The organism is Bradyrhizobium sp. BRP22, assembly GCF_020194175.1.
GTDB lineage: Bacteria > Pseudomonadota > Alphaproteobacteria > Rhizobiales > Xanthobacteraceae > Bradyrhizobium.
This window is the reverse complement of record NZ_JADYVX010000023.1, coordinates 69,615-90,306: the sequence shown is the minus strand read 5'-3', so window position 1 is coordinate 90,306 and position 20,692 is coordinate 69,615. Positions and strand designations below refer to the sequence as shown.

General features: G+C 63.5%; 14 protein-coding genes. 7 read left to right on the top strand and 7 right to left on the bottom strand.

Features of this window, described 5'->3' with window-relative positions; all coding sequences use genetic code 11:
- The first annotated feature begins 89 nt into the window (after positions 1–89).
- The 3 genes from malQ (at position 90) to I6F35_RS25620 (ending at position 4,989) form a co-directional block, all read left to right on the top strand.
- Positions 90–2,039: a 4-alpha-glucanotransferase gene (gene malQ, locus I6F35_RS25630; protein ID WP_225120428.1), complete on the top strand. Its 1,950-nt coding sequence runs from the start codon at positions 90–92 to the stop codon at positions 2,037–2,039.
- Positions 2,040–2,112: 73 nt separating this feature from the next.
- A complete protein-coding gene (locus I6F35_RS25625) occupies positions 2,113–3,918 on the top strand; it encodes a glycoside hydrolase family 15 protein (protein WP_225120427.1) in 1,806 nt (601 codons plus the stop codon).
- A gap of 78 nt (positions 3,919–3,996) precedes the next feature.
- Entirely contained in the window at positions 3,997–4,989 is a 993-nt protein-coding gene (locus tag I6F35_RS25620; RefSeq protein WP_225120426.1) for a L,D-transpeptidase, read from the top strand.
- A gap of 87 nt (positions 4,990–5,076) precedes the next feature.
- Here the strand turns inward: I6F35_RS25620 and I6F35_RS25615 are convergent, their stop codons facing one another.
- The 7 genes from I6F35_RS25615 to I6F35_RS25585 all read right to left on the bottom strand — a co-directional run bounded on the left by I6F35_RS25615 (position 5,077) and on the right by I6F35_RS25585 (position 13,680).
- Positions 5,077–5,889: an HAD family hydrolase gene (locus I6F35_RS25615; RefSeq protein WP_225120425.1), complete on the bottom strand. Its 813-nt coding sequence runs from the start codon at positions 5,887–5,889 to the stop codon at positions 5,077–5,079.
- A complete protein-coding gene (locus tag I6F35_RS25610) occupies positions 5,886–6,374 on the bottom strand; it encodes a gluconokinase (RefSeq protein ID WP_225120469.1) in 489 nt (162 codons plus the stop codon). The genes I6F35_RS25615 and I6F35_RS25610 overlap by 4 nt, the downstream gene beginning before the upstream one ends.
- 28 nt (positions 6,375–6,402) lie before the next feature.
- A complete protein-coding gene (gene pgl / locus I6F35_RS25605; RefSeq protein WP_225120424.1) occupies positions 6,403–7,146 on the bottom strand; it encodes a 6-phosphogluconolactonase in 744 nt (247 codons plus the stop codon).
- Positions 7,147–7,148: 2 nt separating this feature from the next.
- Positions 7,149–8,657: a glucose-6-phosphate dehydrogenase gene (gene zwf / locus I6F35_RS25600; RefSeq protein ID WP_225120423.1), complete on the bottom strand. Its 1,509-nt coding sequence runs from the start codon at positions 8,655–8,657 to the stop codon at positions 7,149–7,151.
- 114 nt (positions 8,658–8,771) lie between these two features.
- Positions 8,772–9,764 (bottom strand): phosphogluconate dehydrogenase (NAD(+)-dependent, decarboxylating), encoded by a 993-nt coding sequence (gene gnd, locus I6F35_RS25595; protein WP_225120422.1) that lies wholly within the window; start codon positions 9,762–9,764, stop codon positions 8,772–8,774.
- Positions 9,765–9,832: 68 nt separating this feature from the next.
- On the bottom strand, positions 9,833–12,679 hold the full coding sequence (locus I6F35_RS25590) for a bifunctional transaldolase/phosoglucose isomerase (protein ID WP_225120421.1): 2,847 nt from the start codon (positions 12,677–12,679) through the stop codon (positions 9,833–9,835).
- 761 nt (positions 12,680–13,440) lie between these two features.
- The gene (locus I6F35_RS25585; RefSeq protein ID WP_225120420.1) at positions 13,441–13,680 is read right to left on the bottom strand and encodes a hypothetical protein; all 240 of its coding nucleotides are present in this window, start codon (positions 13,678–13,680) and stop codon (positions 13,441–13,443) included.
- 714 nt (positions 13,681–14,394) lie between these two features.
- On the opposite strand from I6F35_RS25585, the gene I6F35_RS25580 reads away from it, so the two are divergent.
- The 4 genes from I6F35_RS25580 to I6F35_RS25565 all read left to right on the top strand — a co-directional run bounded on the left by I6F35_RS25580 (position 14,395) and on the right by I6F35_RS25565 (position 20,608).
- The gene (locus tag I6F35_RS25580) at positions 14,395–16,338 is read left to right on the top strand and encodes a PrkA family serine protein kinase (protein WP_225120419.1); all 1,944 of its coding nucleotides are present in this window, start codon (positions 14,395–14,397) and stop codon (positions 16,336–16,338) included.
- Between the two features lie 18 nt (positions 16,339–16,356).
- A complete protein-coding gene (locus I6F35_RS25575; protein WP_225120468.1) occupies positions 16,357–17,628 on the top strand; it encodes a YeaH/YhbH family protein in 1,272 nt (423 codons plus the stop codon).
- Positions 17,629–17,630: 2 nt separating this feature from the next.
- Positions 17,631–19,172, top strand: coding sequence for a SpoVR family protein (locus I6F35_RS25570; RefSeq protein ID WP_225120467.1), 1,542 nt, complete (start codon positions 17,631–17,633; stop codon positions 19,170–19,172).
- 302 nt (positions 19,173–19,474) lie between these two features.
- Positions 19,475–20,608 carry an ABC transporter substrate-binding protein gene (locus I6F35_RS25565; protein ID WP_225120466.1) on the top strand — a complete coding sequence of 378 codons (1,134 nt, stop codon included), beginning with the start codon at positions 19,475–19,477 and terminating at the stop codon, positions 20,606–20,608.
- The last annotated feature ends 84 nt before the right edge of the window (positions 20,609–20,692 follow it).

Here is a 20,692-nt window from a genome sequence, read left to right as displayed (position 1 = left end):
GGAAAGCGAGTTAAACATCATCTATCCCCTTCCTGCATCTACATAATTTCGTGACCCGCAGTTCGGGTCGAGTGCAAAGCGCGTGCCGAATGGACCTCTACGCCAAAGCCAGCGACCTTGGAATTACGACCGAATATATCGACGGTCAGGGCCACCGCCGTGTGACAGACGCGGCTGCGTTGCAAACGATCCTCGATGCCTTGCCGCCGCGTCAGCCGCGCCGGTTCATCGACCAGCCGGTCGTCGTCCGGCTCGGCCGCCCGGCGGCGCCATCCGAGCTTTCGGCGGGCGCCAAGTTGCCGGTCGGATGGACGATTTCGGCCGGTGGCAAAATGATGGCGAAAGGTGAGGCGCGCGACCGCGCGATATCCTGGCCACAGGATTTGCCGGTCGGGGTTTACCGGCTGCAGCTGAATGACGCCGCCGGATCGACCGACGAGCTGCCGCTGATTGTCGCACCGGCACGCGCCTTTGGTGGCGATTTCGACCGCTGCTGGCTGCTGGCGGCGCAGCTCTACAGCGTGCGCTCCGCGCGCAACTGGGGAATGGGCGATTTCACCGACCTGCGGGGCTTGATCGAACTCGCCCATCAGTTGGGTGCCGGTGGTGTCGGACTTAACCCGCTGCATGCGCTGTTCGATGATCGCCCCGGTGATTGTAGCCCCTATTCGCCGAACAGCCGGCTATTCCTCAACGCGCTCTATATCGACGTCGAGAAGCTGCCGGAATTCCGCGCTGACCCCCGTATCAACGACAAGCTCGCGCAACTGCGCGCCGGGGACATTGTCGACTATCCTGCGGTTGCGGCGTCAAAATGGCAGGCGCTGCGCGCGGCATTCGCCAACTTCAAGGCCAGCCCGACGCTCGAGCGCCGGCAGGACTTCGAACGCTTCAGGAGCGAGCGCGGGCCGCTGTTGTCGCGCTTCGCGTGCTTTGAGGTCTTGCGGAAAAAGTTCAACCAGCCCTGGTGGGAATGGCCCGAGGAATGGCGGCGGCCCGATGACGGCAAGTGCAGCCGTCTGCGCAAGGGCGCCGATTTCGGCGAGATCGAATTCGTCGAATTCGTGCAATGGAACGCCGACCGGCAGCTCGCGGCCTGCAACGCGCTGGCGCACCGGCTCGGCCTGAAGGTCGGGCTCTATCTCGACGTGGCCGTCGGCGTGCAGTCCGATGGCTTCGACGCCTGGAACGAGCAGGTCGCGATCTCACGCCTGCTCGGCGTCGGCGCGCCGCCGGACCCGCTCAACACCGCCGGTCAGGATTGGGGTCTTGCCGGCTTCAACGCCGCCGGCCTCGAAATGCGCGGGTTCGAGCCATATCGGCAAATGCTGCGGGCCTCGATGCGCCATGCCGGCGCGATCAGGCTCGACCACGTGCTCGGCTTGAAGCGGCTTTATCTCGTGCCGCAGGGCTTCGGCCCGGAGAATGGCGCCTATGTGCAGATGCCGTTCGAGGCGCTGCTCGCCGCGACCGCTCAGGAGAGCGTGGCGCATCGCTGCGTCGTGATCGGCGAGGATCTCGGCACCGTGCCGGAAGGCTTTCGCGAGCAGATGAACGACTGGGGCATCTGGTCCTACCTCGTGATGATGTTCGAGCGCGAAGACAGCGGCGCGTTTCGTGGCATCGACCATTACGCCGCCAATGCGCTCGTCACCTTCAACACCCATGATCTTGCGACCTATGCCGGCTGGCGCTCGTTCAGCGATCTGAAGCTGAAGCGTTCGCTCGGTATCGATCCGGGCGAAAGCGACGAGGCGCGCTGGCGTGCCCTGGGCATGCTGGACGAGGTGCTGCGCCAGAATGGCATCGACCGGCATGATCTTTATTCGGTGGCGGCTTTCCTGTCTCGGACCAGGTCCCGCCTGCTGACGATTTCGCTCGAGGATCTGCTCGGCCTGGTCGACCAGCCCAACATTCCCGGCACCGTCGACGAACATCCGAACTGGCGGCGGCGGCTGCCGGTGTCGATCGAGCACATCGCCTCCGCCATCGACGTCGAAGCGCTGAAGAACGCCACAAGCGAGCGGTCGTCGGCCTAGAGCATGATCCGGAACAGTGGAAACCGGTTTTCCGAAAAGATCATGCTGAAATAAAGAGGGAGCAGCCGCCACCGTGTCTTGCAGGATCGAGGATTACGGACTGATCGGCGACTGCGAGACGGCGGCATTGGTCGGTCGCGACGGATCGATCGACTGGCTGTGCTGGCCCGCCTTCGACTGCGACGCCTGTTTCGCGGCGCTGCTCGGCAACAACAGGCATGGCCGCTGGCTGATCTCGCCGGCCGAGGCCGTCGTCAAGACCTCCCGCCGCTACCGCGACAACACGCTGATCCTGGAGACGCGGTTCGAGACCGAAAGCGGCACCGTCGATCTGATCGATTTCATGCCGCCGCGCGGCAACGCCTCCGACATCGTGCGGCTGGTGTGCGGCGTGAAGGGTACCGTCAGGCTGCGGATGGAGCTGATCATCCGCTTCGGCTTCGGCGCCGATATTCCCTGGGTCAAGAAGAGCGCGGACGGATCGGCGCTGCTGGCGATCTGCGGGCAGGACATGGTCGTGCTCCGCTCGCCGGTCGAGACCCGCGGGCAGGACCTGACGACGGTGGCCGAATTCGCGGTCGGCGAAGGCGAGATCGTGCCCTTCGTGATGACCTACGGGCCCTCGCATCTGCCGGTGCCCGGACCGATCGATCCCGCGCAGGCCTTGCAGGACACCGAGGCGTTCTGGACGGAATGGTCGAGCCGCTGCACTTATGAGGGGTTCGCCCGCAACCTCGTGCTGCGCTCGCTGATCGTATTGAAGGCGCTGACCTTCGCGCCGACCGGCGGCATCGTCGCGGCGCCCACGACCTCGCTGCCGGAGAAACTCGGCGGCCAGCGCAACTGGGACTACCGCTATTGCTGGCTGCGGGATGCGACCTTCACACTGCTGGCGCTGATGAACTCGGGCTATACCGAGGAGGCGCTCGCCTGGCACAACTGGCTGTTGCGCGCGGCCGCAGGCGCGCCGGCCAACATGCAGATCATGTACGGCATCATGGGCCAGCGGCGGCTTCTGGAATGGGAGGCGCTCTGGCTGCCCGGCTATGAGGGTGCGCAGCCGGTACGCGTCGGCAATGCCGCGCATGCGCAGTTGCAGCTCGACGTCTATGGCGAATTGATCGACGCCTTCCACCAGTCGCGCGTGGCGAAGCTGCAGCTCGACGATGCGAGCTGGTCGCTGGAATGCGCCGTGCTCGAACACCTCGCGGAAGAATGGGACCGGCCGGATCATGGCATCTGGGAGCGTCGCGGCGAGGGCAGGCACTATGTTTTCTCGAAGGTGATGACCTGGGTCGCCTTCGATCGTGGCATCAAGAGCGCGCAGAAATTCGGGCTCAAGGCGCCGCTCGGCAAATGGCTGCTGCTGCGCGAGACCATCCACCGCGACGTCTGCGCCAAGGGATTTGATCGCAAGCTCAACTCGTTCGTCGAATCCTACGGCTCGCAATTGCTTGATGCCAGTGTCCTGCTATTGCCTGCTGTGGGATTTTTGCCGCCGACCGATTCACGGATCCGCGGTACGCTGGCGGCGACCGAGCAATACCTAATGCGCGACGGCTTCGTGATGCGGCACGATCCGCGCGAGGTCTCCGAGGAGAAGCAGCCGATCGAGGGCGCCTTCCTCGCCTGCACGCTTTGGCTCGCCGACGCCTATGTGCTGGCGGGAGAGGTCGAGAAGGCGCAAACCCTGTTCGATCGTGTCATCGCTATTGCCAACGACCTCGGCCTGTTGGCCGAAGAATACGATGCCGTCGCCGGCCGCCAGACCGGCAATTTCCCGCAGGCGCTGACCCATATCGCGCTGATCAACACCGCGCACAACCTCAGCGCTGCCAAGCGGGCGGCCGAGAAGCCCGCCGTTCAGCGTTCGAAATAACCACCCGCCTGGACCCGCGCGACGGAACCGGCGGGGTCAACGATCATTGTTTGCAAGTATCTCACCGGAGGATCGGGAATGGCTCGCCTGTTCACCGCAGCCCTGCTCGCATGCTCGCTATCGGGGCCGGCGTTCGCAGCCGGCCTCGATGCTGCGGCGATCAACAACGCCGGGTATCGGGCTCGCCCCGTGGCCGAGGACAAGGCCGACGCGACAATCATCAAGGTCCAGGTATTGCTCGACCGCGCGCTGTTCTCGCCCGGCGAGATCGATGGCAAGTTTGCCGAGAATACGCGGAAGGCGCTGCAGGCCTTCGCGGAAGCCAAGGGCCTGCCGTTTCAGAAGACGCTCACACCGGAGATCTGGGCCAAGCTGAATGAGAGCCAGGGCGACGTCATCACGAGCTACACGATCTCCGAGAAGGATACGAAGGGACCGTTCGTCAAGAAGATCCCCTCCAGGATGGAGGCGATGAAATCGATGCCCGCGCTCGGCTACAAGAGCGCGCGCGAGGCGCTTGCGGAGCGATTCCACATGAGCGAAGGGCTGCTGGTGCAGCTCAACCCCGGCAAGAAGTTCGACCGCGCCGGCGAGACTATTCTTGTCGTCAATGGTCGCGATCCCCAGCTCAAGCTGAGCGTGGCGCGGATCGAGGTCGACAAGTCGCGGCAGACGGTGAAGGCATTCGACGGCGGCGGCGCGCTGCTCGCCTTCTTTCCGGCGACCGTCGGCAGCGAGGACAAGCCGACGCCGAGCGGCACGCTCAAGGTGATCTCATCCGATGCCAATCCGTACTACCGCTACAACCCGGCCTACAAGTTCAAGGGCGTGCGCACCAAGCGAGCGTTCATCATCAAGCCCGGTCCGAACAATCCTGTCGGATCCCACTGGATCGGACTTTCCGGGCAGGGCTACGGAATCCATGGCGCGCCCGAGCCCTCGAAGATCAGCAAATCCGAATCCCACGGCTGCGTCCGCCTGACCAATTGGGACGCGACGCTGCTCGGCGCGAGCGTCAAGAAAGAGACGCCAGTGGATTTTGTCGAGGGAACGGAGAGCAACGAAAGCTGACGCGTGATGAGATGAGGTCGAACTTGCATCCGCGATGAGAACTGCGCTCCCTCTCCCGCAAGCAAGCGGGAGAGGTGAAGTGCAAGATCAAGCCGTCTCGTTGTAGTTCAGCAGCATCTCGACCGCCTTGGCGAAGCCGTCGCGCTCGTTGCTGTCGGTGACGAACTTCGCCTGGCTCTTGACCTCATCGGTGGCGTTGCCCATCGCAAACTGAACGCCGCTCCTGGCGAACATCGGCAGGTCGTTGCGCATGTCGCCGATGGTTGCCACAGCCTCGATCGGAATGCCGAGCCGTTTCGCCATCGCCTCGACGAAGGTGCCCTTGTCGTGGCCGGGCGGGGTCACGTCGAGATAATAGGTCTGCGAGCGGACCGCGGTCGCCTCCGTGCCGACCGCCTGCTGCATCGCGGTTTCGCAGCGCGCGAGCAGCGGGGCGTCCGAGGAGGCGCCGACGATCTTGCAGGCCTGGTCGAGATAGGGCGTATAATCGGTGACGATGGTCGGATCGTGCCTGATGGTGTGCCGCTCGTGGGCGACATATTCGCCATCGGGATTGGCGGTCAGCCAGCGGTCATTGGTGAACAGCCAGATGTCGACGCCGAATTCGCGCAAGAGCTCGATGCTCCGTCGCGCGATCGCCGGCGGGATCAAATGCTGCTCGACGGGCCTGAGCTGCGGATCGATGATCGAGCTGCCGTTGAAGGCGCCGACCGGCAGCGTGATCGACAGCGGCTCGACCAAGAAGCCCATGCCGATCGAGGGACGGCTGGAGACGATGGTGAAGCCGATGCCGGCCGCGTGCAGCTTGTGCGCGGCCTCCCGGGCGGCGTCGGTCAGGACTTTTTCCTTGGTCAGCAGCGTACCGTCGACGTCGGAAACGAGCAGGGCGATGCGGGTCATGGGGTGACCTGTTTCATTTGGCGGATGATGGCGTCGACAATGGCTTCGACGGTGGCGTCGATCGAGACCGTGATCGAATGTTCGTTCGGCTCCGGCCGCTCCAGGGTCTGGAACTGGCTGGCCAGGAGGCCCTGCGGCATGAAATGCCCCTTGCGCTCTGCGAGCCGGCCCGCGATCAGCGCCTCGCTGCCGTCGAGGAAGACGATGCGGACGTCATCCCGTCCGTGCAGGAGAATCTCGCGATAGGCACGCTTCAGCGCCGAACAGGCGACCACCAGGCGCTCACCTGCCTTGCAGACGCGGTCGATCTCGCCGGCGATTGCCTGCAGCCAGGGGCGGCGATCGTCGTCGGTGAGCGGCTGGCCGGCGCTCATTTTCGCGACGTTGCTGGCGGGGTGAAAACGGTCGCCGTCCTCGAAGCGCCAGCCGAGCCGGGCTGCGAGCGTCTCGCCGATCGTGCTCTTGCCCGAGCCGGAGACGCCCATCACGACGAGGGCGCACAGGGTTGCCACCTCAGCCACGAAAATTCTCCGGCCGCGCCGCCTCGTCGATCAGCCAGACCGTCTCGCCGATGGATTGCGCGCGGTTCGCCGGGAGGTTCTCGCCGGCGAGGACGCGGGTCAAGATGGCGCGCTTGTCCTTGCCTGCGACCTCGAACAGCATTTCGCGGCAGCAGGACAGCGTCGGCAGGGTCAGGCTGACGCGCGGCACGAACGGTTCGACATTGGCCTTGGGCACGCCGACGACCCATCGGTCGATCACCTCGATCGCGGGGTAGTCCGGAAACAGCGAGGCGGTGTGTCCGTCCGGCCCGACGCCCATCAGCACCAGATCAAACAGCGGGCGGGCAGCCTCCAGAGCCTCCGCGCCGTAGAACGATATCAGCTCACGCGCGTAGCGGTCCGCCGCTTCGTCGGGACTTGCGGCATCGGTCGGGATCGGATGGATGTTGGACGCAGGCGCGTAGCGATCCAGGAATGCCCCGCGCGCCATTGCCATGTTGTTCCTGGGGTCCTCGATCGGTACGAACCGCTCGTCGCCGATGAACCAGTGCACGCGGTCCCACGGGATCCTGTTGTGGTACGCCTCGGTCGCAAGCAATTGGTAGAGCGCTTTCGGGCTCGATCCTCCGGTCAGGCAGATCGCGATCCGGCCGCTGTTGGCGGCGATCCGCGCCAGCACGCGCTCGGCGGCGGCCTGCGCCAACGCCGCGGGATCGGCGACGGTGATGATCTGGCGGCGACCGACGGCGGCCATCGTCAGCCGAGCTTTCGCCAGCTACGGCCGTCGCGGGTCAGAAGCGCGTTGGCGGCCTCGGGCCCCTCGCTGCCGGCCTTGTAGGGCTGCAGGCCGGCGCCGCCGGTCTTCTTCCAGGCATCGAGGAAGGGCTGCACCGCCTGCCAGCCGGCCTCCACGCTGTCGGCGCGCTGGAACAGGATGTTGTCGCCGATCATGCAGTCATAGATCAGCGTCTCATAGCCGGTCGACGGCTCGGCCTTGAAGTAGTCCTTGTAGCGGAACTTCATCTCGACGCCGTCGATGTTGATGGTCGGCCCCGGAACCTTGGTGTTGAACTGCAGCTCGATGCCCTCGGTCGGCTCGGTCGAGATCACGAGGTAGTTCTGCGAGAGCTGGTCGACCGGCGTGTCGCGAAACATCGCGAATGGTGCCTGCTTGAACTTGATGGCGATCTCGGTGCGCTTGGCCGCCAGCGCCTTGCCGGTACGCAGATAGAACGGCACGCCGGCCCAGCGCCAATTATCGATGGTGAGCTTCAGCGCGGCATAGGTTTCGGTGCTGCTTCCCGGCTTGACGTCCTTGGTCTTGCAATAGTCCTCGATCTCGGTGTCGCCGATCTTGCCGCCGCGATATTGCCCGCGCACTGAATTGTGCAGCGCCTCCTGCTCGCTCTGGAGCTGGATCGCGGCCAGCACATTGGCCTTCTCCGTGCGCACCGAATGCGCATCAAAGCGGATCGGCGGCTCCATCGCGACCAGCGACATCAGTTGGAACAGATGGTTCGGAACCATGTCGCGCAACGCGCCCGTGGAATCGTAGAAGCTGCCGCGGTGGCCGACACCGAGCTTCTCGTCCACTGTGATCTGGATATGATCGATATGGTTGCGATTCCAGATCGGCTCGAACATGCCGTTGGCAAAGCGCAGCACCAGAATGTTCTGGACGGTTTCCTTGCCGAGATAGTGGTCGATCCGGTAGATCTGGTGCTCGTCGACCAGCTTCAGCAACTCGGCATTCAGGTGCCTCGCCGAGTCCAGGTCCGTACCGAACGGCTTCTCGATCACGATCCGCCGCCAGTAGCCGTTCTCCTTCAGCATGCCGGTGCGGGCGAGCTCCCTGGTGATCGGCAGGAATGCGCCCGGCGGCGTCGCGAGGTAGAACAGGCGGTTGCCGCCGGTTTCGCGTGCCGCCTCGGCCTTGTCGAGCTGGACCCGCATCTGGTCGAAGGACGCCGGGTCCTTCGGATCGGCTTCAACTGCCGTCACGCATTCGAACAGGCGCTTGGCGATGGCCTCGTCGACCGGGCGGGTCGCGAACTGGCGCAATCCCTTCATCAGGCTCGCGGTCAGTTCCTGGTTCGACATGCTGCCGCGGGCGACGCCGACAATGCAGAATTTGTCCGGCAACAGGTTGTTCGCCGCAAGATTATAGAGGGCAGGGATCACCAGCCGGTGCGCGAGGTCGCCCGTGACGCCGAAAATGATGAAGGAGCAGGGGTCGGGTTTCTTTTGCGCGTGACCGTTCGTCATCCGTAAGCCTTCCCTGGATCATGATCCGATCAGACGGAATCGGATCATGATCTCATCTGTTTGTTTGAGCATGATCTTCTCGGAAAACCGGTTTCCACTTTTCCGGATCATGCTCTAACTCTTCTTGGCGCTTTGCGGCGGCTCCCGGTGGCCGCCGAAACCGGCGCGCATGGCGGAGAGGATCTTCTCGGCGAAGGTGTGGTCCTTGCGCGAACGGAAGCGGGCAAACAGCGCCGCCGTCAGCACCTCCGCCGGCACTGCCTCGTCGATCGCGGCATTGACGGTCCAGCGGCCTTCGCCGGAATCCTCGACGAAGCCGGAATAATTATCGAGCGTGGCGTTCTCGGCGAGCGCGATCGCGGTGAGGTCGAGCAGCCAGGACGGGATCACGCTGCCGCGCCGCCACACCTCGGCAATGTCGGCGATGTCGAGATCGAAGCGGTGGTCTGCCGGCAGCGCTTCGCTGCCCGCATTCTTCAGGATGTCGAAGCCTTCGGCATAGGCCTGCATCAGGCCGTACTCGATGCCGTTATGGATCATCTTGACGAAATGCCCGGCGCCGACAGGACCGGCATGGATGTAGCCCTGCTCGATGCGAGGATCGCGGCCCTCGCGGGATGGCGTGCGCGGGATGTCACCGATCCCGGGCGCAAGCGCGCTGAAGATCGGGTCGAGCCGGTCGACGACCGATTTCTCGCCGCCGATCATCATGCAGTAGCCGCGCTCGATGCCCCAGATGCCGCCGGAGGTGCCGACATCGATATAGTGCAGGCCGCGCTCCTTCAGCGCCTTGCCGCGGCGGACGTCGTCCTGCCAGAAGGTGTTGCCGCCGTCGATGATGGTGTCGCCCGGCTGCATCAGCTTGGATAGCGCGTCGATTGTGGCCTCAGTGATCTTGCCGGCCGGCAGCATCACCCAGGCGGTGCGCGGCTGCTCCAGCTTGAGCACGAATTCCTCGAGCGAGGCGGAGCCGGCGGCATTGTCGGCGGCGAGCGCGGCGACCGCCTTCGGATCCTTGTCGTAGACCACGGCGGTATGGCCGTGAGCCATCAGCCGGCGGACGATGTTGCCACCCATCCGCCCCAAGCCGATCATGCCGAGCTGCATGTTGTTTCGTCCTTGCTGTTGAGCATGATCCGATCCGAAAACCGGTATCCACTTTTCGGGATCATGCTCTAGTTGAGGGCTTCAGTTAGCGCGGCGTCCAGCGTGGCCAGCGCCGGGCCAAGTCCGCCCTTGAGATGGACGCGCAGCGCGCGCCGGCCGCGTTCGGTCAATACGTCGAAATCGCCGCGCGCCTGCGCTGCCTTGATGATGCCGAAGCTCGCCTTCTGGCCTGGCACCGGAAGGTCCTCGGCATCGTCGGCGGTGATCTGCAGGAACACGCCGCTATCGGGCCCGCCCTTGTAGGCTTGGCCGGTCGAGTGCAGGAAGCGCGGTCCGAATTCGGCACAGGTGGCGAGATGCTTGCTGTCGCGCACGGCCAGCCGCATCTTCTGCAGCGCATCAATGAAGGCCTCGTCGCGCTCGATGTAAGCGAGCAGGGCGACATAGTCGCCGCGGTGCGAACGCGACAGGTGCGCCTTCAGCCAGGAGCCGAGCGTGCCGTCGGCGCCGGCCTTGCGCAGCTCGGCGGCGTTGTGCGCGTCGGTGTAGAGGTCGGCCTCGGCGGTGGAGACGACCGGCTGTTCGGCCGGCAGCGATCCGGTCTTCTCGAAGGCTGCGGTCAGTTCGCGGGTCTTGATCTTGGCCGCCTCGACGTCCGGCTGGTTGAACGGGTTGATGCCGAGCACCGAGCCCGCGACCGCGGTCGCGATCTCGAAGCGGAAGAACTCCTGGCCGATATGGTCGATCGACGGCAGCACGATGCGGACCACGGGATGGCCGGCCTGCTCCAGCGCGTCGAGCCTTCCGTCATGCTCGGCGTCGTCCTCGCCCTCGGTGCGGAGGTCGATGAAGAAGCGGTCGTCGCCATAGGCAGCCGGCTCGCCCAGCGTCTCGCCGTCGATCGGGATCAGGCCCTTGCCGTCCTTGCCGGTGGATTCGGCGATCAACTGCTCGGCCCAGGCGCCGAAATCGGCGATCTTGCTGGACGAGGTGATCGTCACCTTGTCGCGGCCCTCGAGGCCGGCGAGGCCCATCGCCAACCCAAGCTGTACGCCTGGGTTCTCGTGCGGCGGCACGTCGGCGCCGCAGGAGCGCACCATCGCCAGCGTATGCTTGATCAGGCTGCGGACATTGAAGCCGGCGGCCGCCGCCGGCACTAGGCCGAACGGGGAAAGCACGGAGTAGCGGCCGCCGATCGTGGGCTCGCCGTAGAAGATGCGGGCAAAGCCCTGGCGCTTGGCGGTCTTCTCCAGCGATGAGCCGGGATCGGTCACCGCGATGAAGCGGTGGCCGGCCTTGGCGGCGCCGATCGCCTTGGAGACGCGATCGAAGAAATAGTCCTTCATCACGTTCGGCTCGGTGGTGCCGCCGGATTTGCTGGAGACGATGAACAGCGTCCTGGAGATATCGACCGTCGCTTCCATCGCCCGCACCTGCGCCGGGTCGGTGGAATCGAGCACGTGCAGCTTGGGGAATCCGGTCTTCTTGGCGAAGGTCTCCGCCAGCACCTCCGGCCCAAGGCTGGAGCCGCCCATGCCGAGCACGACCGCGTCGGTGAATTTCTGGCCCTTCACGCGCTCGGCGAAATCCTCATATTCCGGAATATCGGCTTTCGCAGGGCTGGTCAGCCAGCCCAGCCATTTGTCCTCATCCTCGCCGGTCCAGACCGTCTTGTCCTTCTGCCAGAGCCGCCGGACCTTGGCCGAGGACCGCCATTCCTCGGTATTCTCTTCGATTGCCTTGGCAAGCTCGCCGCCGACCTTGAGTTTCTGGCCGTCGAGGCCGGCGCCGAGCGAGGTGGCGCGCTTGAAGGCGACGGCGCCATAGAGCTTGTCGGCGGAATCGGCGAACAGCTTGACGCCGTCCTTGACCAGTTCGGCGGTGATCGCGTCCAGCGAGATGCCGGACTTCTCCAGTTCGTCGAGCACGCGCCGGGCGTCCTCGACGTTTTCCTCGAGACTGTCGCGCACCTTGCCATGGTCGCGGAAGGCGTCGAGCGTCGCCGGCGGCACGGTGTTGACCGTGTCGGGGCCGATCAGCTCCTCGACATAGAGGACGTCGCTGTAGTCCTTGTTCTTGGTGCCGGTCGAAGCCCACAGCAGCCGCTGCGGCTTGGCCCCCTTGGCCACGAGCTTGTCCCAGCGCGGGCCGGCGAAGATCTGCTTGTAATCCTGATACGCCATCTTGGCGTTGGCGACGGCGACCTTGCCCTTCAGCGACGCCAGCCGTTCCTTCTCGGTGGGGTCGTTGGCCTTGGCGATCTTCTCGTCGAGCTGCTTGTCGACGGCGGTATCGATGCGGCTGACGAAGAAGCTCGCGACGCTTGCCACATGCGAGGGATCGCCGCCGCCCTTCGCGTATTTCTCCAGGCCCTTCAGATAGGCCTCCGCCACCTCGCGATAGACCTTTTGCGAGAACAGCAGGGTGATGTTGATGCTGATGCCTTCGCCGATCAGGTGCTCGATCGCGGGCAGCCCCTCCGGCGTCGCCGGCACCTTCACCATCAGGTTCTTGCGCCGGACCTCCTTCCAGAGCCGCTGCGCTTCGGCGATAGTTGCCTTGGCGTCCATCGCCAGATAGGGCGATACCTCGAGGCTGACGAAGCCGTCCTTGCCATCGAGGTGGTCATAGACGGGACGCAGCACGTCGGCGGCGTGCTGGATGTCCTCGATCGCCAGATGCTCGAACAGTTCGGCGACCGGGCGATCGCCCTTCTTCAGCGCTTTGCCGATTGCCCCGTCATATTCGTCCGAGCTGCCGATCGCCTTCTCGAAGATCGACGGATTGGAGGTGACACCTTTGACGCCGTCCTCGTCGATCAGCTTCTTGAGGTCGCCTTTGGCAACGAAGCCGCGGGCCAGGAAATCCAGCCATACCGACTGGCCGTGGTTTTCGAGTGTTTTGACGGGGTTCATGATGCCTGTTTCTGCTCGATCGGGTCGGTGGACGGGTTCCCCAGCAGCTTTCTGGGGCGGGACCGCATTGTCAACACGGGGCGGAAAGGGCTGCCAAGGGGGAATATGCGCATCGAAAGGAGACAACTCCACCCGGACCCGTTCGATCCCTCGGATTTGATCGGATGCAACCGCGAACTCTGAACAATTTTATGACGGTGCGGTGCACAGCGGTGCACAGCCAGCCCCGCGACTGCAGCTCGGCGAGGCGGACCCCGCCGCCCGTGTCGGCGATCACGAAGCCGGGGAGGTCGGGATTGGCGGCGACCGAATGAAAGGCGCGCAGCGCCCCACCAAAGGCAATGGTAGCATTCTCGGGTCTGCCGACGCCGTCGAGATCGCCAGGATATTGCCGAGCGCAAAGTTGACCATCTCGCGGTCGTTCAGGTGATGGACCACCTTCAGCTTGGCGCGAGGCGACGGTGCGTCGCCGGAGGCTCGGGCGCGCGAGGGTGCCGTCCAAGGCTGAGATCGAGGCGCTGCCGCCGCACAAGATGCTGCGTCGACGCATGGCACCCTCCCTCAATTGAGTTGGCTGGCGGACCAGCGTATTATCCATCTCGGTAACGAGCGTATCATTTGTGGCTGACTGCGGCGAGTTCCCCACAGTCGGTCACAAGCTCGGCACATTCTTCCGCGTCCGCGCGATCGGCGCGAAGGATCTTGTCGTCGGCGCCGGCTATGAGCGCGTCTTCCGCCTCCTTGTCCGGCTTGTTGCGATCTCAAATCCTGATCCGCTCAATGCGGATGGATGGCAGGCTTGTCGTCTTTCGACAGTGCCACATTGATGCCGCCGTCTTCACAAGCGACGCCGCAGCCGAACGGATTTCGTCGCTGGCGTCTGAGACAACATGGTCGCAAAAGCCGCTGGAGTCGAAATTGCCGGTAGGGTGACGGTACTTAATTCCAAGACGGAATGAGTAGCTGGTCGTTTTTTCTTCCAGCGCATTCTCCGCCGTCACCCGTACCTTCACGGCGCTCAGCTTCGGCTCGGACGTTGCGCCAGATGGTTGGCGTCATAACGGCGCACGACAGGCGCAGGTCTTTTCGGCGAGCGGGCGCGCGAATATTCTCTTGTCCGAAGCTGCGGTCTTGGTGCTGTCAACGTTATCCAGGCGTGGCTACGGCCAATACGCAAGCATTGCAGCTGCGACAGCTAGATGAACGGAGAATAAATTACGCTTCATGATCTGTTCAGCGAACGCAAGCGATCTATATGAAATGATACACGCCACTTCGATCGGCGCTGCGAAAATGCTGCGTCACGACGTGCTGACCAGCGTGACGACTTAGTCGCGGCAGATGCCGGATAAGTTCAAACCTGTGGCAGTTCGTAGGCGTGAAGGAGCAGCGCGATGGCAGCCGAGAGGCGGTCGGAAGGGCATTTGCTGATGGCAGGGAGCTTGGTGTTAGTCGGGTCCACCGGGATGCGTCCCGGTAAAATCACGGATGTGGCGGACCAGCTACATGGCCAAGAAAGTAAATGACAAATCGCGTTTTTGATGAACTATTAGGCTGGCTGCTTGTTGATAAGGCAGCGGCTGCTTGCGCCGCGCATTGCGGAAGGGAGGCTGGCGAGTGTCCAATAGCTCCAGCATGCCGACCGTGATTCGAGGAACGTTTCGGCGAACCGGCTCGTTCTCGTAAGGCGGCGCAACATATCGTGGAGAGGGATCATGTACAACGATTCTCTGTTCAACGCTTTCGCTAGGTCGTTCGAGGCTCGAAGCCAGAGCGATATGTCGATGGCTGAATATCTCGAGTCGTGTCGAACTGATCCGATGCGATATGCGAATGCGGCGGAACGACTACTGGCTGCGATCGGCGAGCCTCAGATGATCGACACGGCCAAGGACCCTCGCCTTGGCCGTATCTTTATGAACCGCACGATGCGCACCTATCCGGCGTTCGCTGGCTTCTATGGCATGGAAGACACGATCGAGCGGCTCGTCGGCTTCTTCCGTCACGCCGCGCAAGGCTTGGAAGAGCGCAAGCAGATCCTCTATCTGCTCGGACCGGTCGGCGGCGGCAAGTCATCGCTCGCCGAGCGGCTCAAGGCATTGATGGAGGTGCATCCGATCTACGTGCTGAAGGCCGGTGACGAACTGAGTCCGGTGTTCGAAAGCCCGCTCAGCCTGTTCGATCCGGATCAGCTCGGGCCGATGCTGGAGGAGAAGTACGGCATTCCGCAGCGGCGCCTCACCGGCTTGATGAGCCCGTGGTGCTACAAGCGGCTAGAGGCCTTCGGCGGTGACATCTCCCAATTCCGCGTCGCCAAGATCCAGCCGTCGCGGCTGCGGCAGATCGCGGTCGCCAAGACCGAGCCGGGCGACGAGAACAACCAGGACATCTCATCGCTGGTCGGCAAGGTCGATATCCGCAAGCTCGAGACCTACGCCCAGAACGATCCCGACGCGTACAGCTATTCCGGCGGACTCAATCGCGCCAACCAGGGCATTCTCGAATTCGTCGAGATGTTCAAGGCGCCGATCAAGATGCTGCACCCGCTGCTGACCGCGACCCAGGAAGGCAACTATATCGGCACCGAGAATATCGGCGCGATCCCGTTCGGCGGCATCATCCTCGCACACTCGAACGAGGCGGAATGGCAGAGCTTCAAGGCCAACAAGAACAACGAGGCCTTCATCGATCGCATCTGCGTCATCAAGGTGCCTTACTGCCTGCGAGTCACCGAGGAGCAGAAGATCTACGAGAAGCTGATCCAGGGATCCGAGCTTGCCAGCGCGCCTTGCGCCCCGGCGACGCTCGAGACCCTGGCGCGCTTCTCCGTGATGTCGCGTCTGCGCAAGCACGAGAACTCGACCTTGTTCGCCAAGATGCGGGTCTATGACGGCGAGAGCCTGAAGGAATCCGATCCAAAGGCGCGCAGCGTCCTGGAATATCGCGATGCCGCCGGTGTTGACGAAGGCATGGACGGCGTCTCGACGCGCTTCGCGTTCAAGGTGCTTGCGGCCACGTTCAACCACGACACGACAGAGGTCGGTGCCGATGCCGTGCACCTGATGTACGTGCTCGAGCATTCGATCCGCCGCGAGCAACTGCCCGAGGAGGTCGAGAAGCGCTATCTCGAATTCATCAAGGCCGATCTGGCCCCGCGCTACGCGGAGTTCATCGGCAACGAGATCCAGAAGGCCTACCTCGAATCCTACGCTGATTACGGCCAGAACCTGTTCGACCGCTACGTCGATTACGCCGATGCCTGGATCGAGGATCAGGACTTCAAGGATCCCGACACCGGTCAGTTACTCAACCGTGAGCTTCTGAACCAGGAGTTGACCAAGATCGAGAAGCCGGCCGGTATCGCCAACCCGAAGGATTTCCGCAACGAGGTCGTCAAATTCTCGCTGCGGTCGCGAGCGCATAATGGGGGCAAGAACCCGAACTGGACCTCCTATGAGAAGGTCCGCGACGTTATCGAGAAGCGGATCTTCTCGCAGGTCGAGGATCTGCTCCCGGTCATTTCGTTCGGGTCGAAGAAGGACGGCGAAACCGAGAAGAAGCACGACGATTTCGTCGCGCGGATGGTGGAGCGCGGTTACACCGAGCGCCAGGTCCGCCGTCTTGTCGAATGGTATATGCGCGTGAAGCAGGCTGGCTGAGGCGGATGCGAAGTGACGATGCATATTGTCGATCGGCGCCTGAATCCGGGCGGCAAGAGCCTTGAGAACCGTCAGCGGTTCTTGAGGCGCGCCAAGGCCCTGGTTCAGGGAGCTGTCAAGAAGACGTCGCAGGACCGGGACATCAAGGATGTGCTGGAAGGCGGTGAGGTCACGATACCGCTCGACGGCATGGATGAGCCGCGCTTCCGCCGTGAAGGCGGCACCCGCGACATGGTGCTCCCCGGCAACAAGAAGTTCATCGAAGGCGATATCCTGCCGCGTCCGAACCAGGGCGGCGGCCGGGGGACAGGGCCGGGCGAGGGCGACAGCGAGGATGCGTTCCGCTTCGTCCTGAGCCGCGACGAGTTCGTAAATTTGTTCCTCGACGATCTCGAATTGCCCGACCTCGCCAAGCGCAAGCTGGCGGAGGCGGAGAGCGAAGGTTTGCATCGCGCCGGCTACACCACCTCGGGATCGCCCGCGAACATCTCGGTGAGCCGCACCGTCAAGCTCGCGCTGGCGCGCCGTGTCGCGCTGCGCCGGCCGCGGCCGGAACAGATCGCCGAGCTCGAGGCGGAAGCGGAGGAGGCCGACGAGCCGCGACGCTCCGAACTGTTGGCGCAGATCGCGGCGCTGAGGGCCAAGGCGAAACGGATTCCGTTCATCGATCCCATCGATATCCGCTACCGGCGCTTCGAGACCGTGCCCAAGCCGGTGGCGCAGGCCGTGATGTTCTGCCTGATGGACGTGTCGGGCTCGATGTCGGAGCACATGAAGGACCTGGCGAAGCGGTTCTACATGCTGCTCTACGTGTTCCTGAAGCGGCGTTATCGCCACGTCGAGATCGTGTTCATCCGCCACACCGACCGCGCCGAAGAGGTGGACGAGGACACGTTCTTCCATGGCCCTGCTTCCGGCGGCACGCTGGTGTCGAGCGCGTTGCAGGCCATGCACGAGATCGTCCGCACCCGGTTTCGTCCCGCTGACTGGAACATCTACGCCGCGCAAGCGTCAGACGGCGACAACATGACCTCCGACAGCCTCCTGACCGGACGGCTGCTCACCGAGCAGATCCTCCCCGTCACCCAGTTCTTCGCCTATCTTGAGGTCGGCGAGGCGGCCAACTACACCTTCGATATGCCGGACTCCTCGCTCTGGACCCTTTACGAGCGCCTGCGCAACGACGGCGCACCGCTCGCGATGCGCAAGGTGAGCGAGCGCAGCGAGATCTTCCCGGTATTCCAGGATCTGTTCAAGCGTCGCGGCAAGCAGGAGAGGGCCACGCCATGACGATGACAGGTGAACGGCTGTTCGAGGGCGCGGACTGGGATTTCCGCACGCTGCAGCGCGTCCACGATGCCTGCGAGGAAATCGCGAAGTCGGAGCTTGGCCTCGACGTCTACCCCAACCAGATCGAGGTCATCACCTCCGAGCAGATGCTGGACGCCTATTCGTCGGTCGGCATGCCCTTGTTCTACAAGCATTGGTCGTTCGGCAAGCATTTCGCATTTCAGGAGGCGTCGTACCGCAAGGGATATATGGGCCTTGCCTATGAGATCGTGATCAACTCGTCGCCGTGCATTTCCTACCTGATGGAGGAAAACACCGCGACGATGCAGACATTGGTGATCGCGCACGCGGCTTTCGGCCACAACCATTTCTTCAAGAACAACTATTTGTTCAAGCAGTGGACCGATGCCGACGGCATTCTGGATTATCTCGAATTCGCCAAGGGCTATATCTCGCACTGCGAGGATCGCTACGGCCGGCACGCGGTCGAGCACACGCTTGACGCCGCGCACGCCTTGATGTCGCACGGCATCGATCGCTATCCCGGCAAGAAGAAGCTCGATCTGCGCACCGAGGAAAAGCGCGCCGGCCAGCGCCGCGCGCATGAGGAGAGCGCCTTCAATGATCTCTGGCGCACGGTGCCGACGGGACCCGCGAAGACCAGGGCCGCGCTGACCGCGGAGCGCCGCCGCAGCCTGCTCGGGCTGCCGCAGGAAAACATCCTCTATTTCCTCGAAAAGACCGCGCCGCGGCTGCAGCCATGGCAGCGCGAAGTGCTGCGCATCGTCCGTCACATCGCGCAGTATTTCTATCCGCAGAGCCAGACCAAGGTGATGAACGAGGGCACCGCAACCTACGTCCATTACCGCATCATGAACCGCCTGCACGAGCAGGGCCGCATTTCCGACGGCAACTTCCTCGAATTCCTGCAGTCGCACACCAATGTCGTGTTCCAGCCGGAATTCGACGATCCGCGTTTCTCGGGCTTCAACCCGTATGCGCTTGGCTTTGCGATGATGCAGGACATCGAGCGGATCGTGACCGAGCCGGAGGACGAGGACCGCGAATGGTTCCCCGATATCGCGGGCAAGGGCGACGTCATGGGGGTGCTGCGCGACGTCTGGGCCAATTACCGCGACGAAAGCTTCATCGGCCAGTTCCTGAGCCCGCGGCTGACGCGGCGCCTGCGCCTGTTTCATCTGCATGACGACCCCGCGGAGACTGCGGGCATCCGCGTCGATGCCATCCACGACGAGCGCGGCTATCGCCGCGTGCGCCGCGAACTGGCGCGGCAATACGACGTCGGCTTCATCGATCCCAATATCGAGGTCGTCGATGTCGACCTCGAAGGCGACCGGCGGCTGATGCTGCGCCACACCGTCGTCAAGGGATCGCAACTGGTCGAGACCGACGCGCGGCGCGTGCTGCAGCACCTGGCCGATCTCTGGAGCTACGATGTCGTGCTCACCGAGGTCGACACGAGCGACAGGGTGCTGAAGGAATATGTCGTGAGCCCGCGCGTGCTGCCGGCCGCGGTGGCGTAGCGTAGCGGTCCCTGCCGTAGCCCGGGTGAAGCGCAGCGTAACCCGGGATCGCTATCGAACACGGATGCGGATGTCCCGGCTTTCGCGTTCCGCTTCACCCGGGCTGCGAGATTCAATCCGTCGCTTGCTTGAGATCACGATTCCGCGTGCCGAATTGCCGGCACGCGGAATTCTAGCGCGATTGCCTCAGCTCTCGCGATTGGTATGGTGCGCGCGGTCGAAAAAACCAAAAAGGATTAAAGACCGTGACAACTCGCAAATGTCTGGCGGGCGCGCTCGCCTCCGCCGCGCTCTCGCTGCTGATGATCTCCGCATCCGTCGGCGCCGAAACCACCATCAAGCTTGGCAACACCGCTCCCTACAGTGGACCCGCATCGGCCTACAGCACCATTGCGCGCGCGGAAGCCGCGTATTTCCAGATGCTGAACGACCAGGGCGGCATCAACGGTCGCAAGATCGAGTTCGACAGCCTGGATGATGCCTATTCGCCGTCGAAGACGGTGGAGCAGACGCGCAAGCTCGTCGAGCAGGACGAGGTGCTGGCGCTGTTCTCCTCCGTCGGCACCGCGCCCAACATCGCCGTGCAGAAATATCTGAACATCAAGCGCGTGCCGCAGCTTTTCGTCTCGTCGGGCGCGACACGGTGGAACGATCCGAAACAGTTCCCCTGGACCGTCGGCTTCAACCCGACCTACGAACTCGAAGGCAGGCTCTACGCCAAATACATTCTCAAGACCAAACCGGACGCCAAGATCGCCGTCATCACGCCGAACGAGGACGCCGGCAAGGATTATCTGAAGGGCTTCAAGGAAGGGCTCGGCGAGCATGCCGGCCAGATCGTGTCGGAGACGACCTATCTGACCAGCGATCCGACCATCGATTCACAGATGGTGTCGATGCGCGAGTCCGGCGCCGACGTGTTCTTCGCCGAGGCGACGCCGAAATTCGCGGCGCAAGCGCTGCGCAAGGCGGCCGGCATGGGCTGGAAGCCGCTGATCATCCTGCCGACCGTCTCCAATTCGGTGTCCGCCGTGCTCGAACCCGCCGGCCTCGAGAACGCGCTCGGTGTCGTCACCGGCCTTTACCTGAAGGACCCGACCGATCCGCGCTGGGCCGACGATCCCGCGCAGAAGGAATTCTCGGCCTGGATGAAGAAGTATCAGCCGAACGCCAGTCCCGGCGATCTCTTCAACGTGCAGGGCTATACGGTCGCCGGGGTGATGGCCGCGGTGCTGAAGAACTGCAAGGACGATCTCAGCCGCGACAACATCATCAAGCAGGCCAGCAATCTCAATGGGCTCGAACTGCCGATGCTGCTGCCGGGCATCAAGGTGACGACCGAGCCCACCAACGTCACGCCGATCAGGCAAATCCAGATGGCGCGGTTCGACGGCAAGTCATGGGTCCTGTTCGGTGATGTGCTCAGCGACAAGTGATGGGGCGCCGATCCATCCGCGATTATCGTTCCGCCTCCCCTTGAACAAGGGAGGTCGGTTTGCGCGTCAAGCGCAAACCGGGTG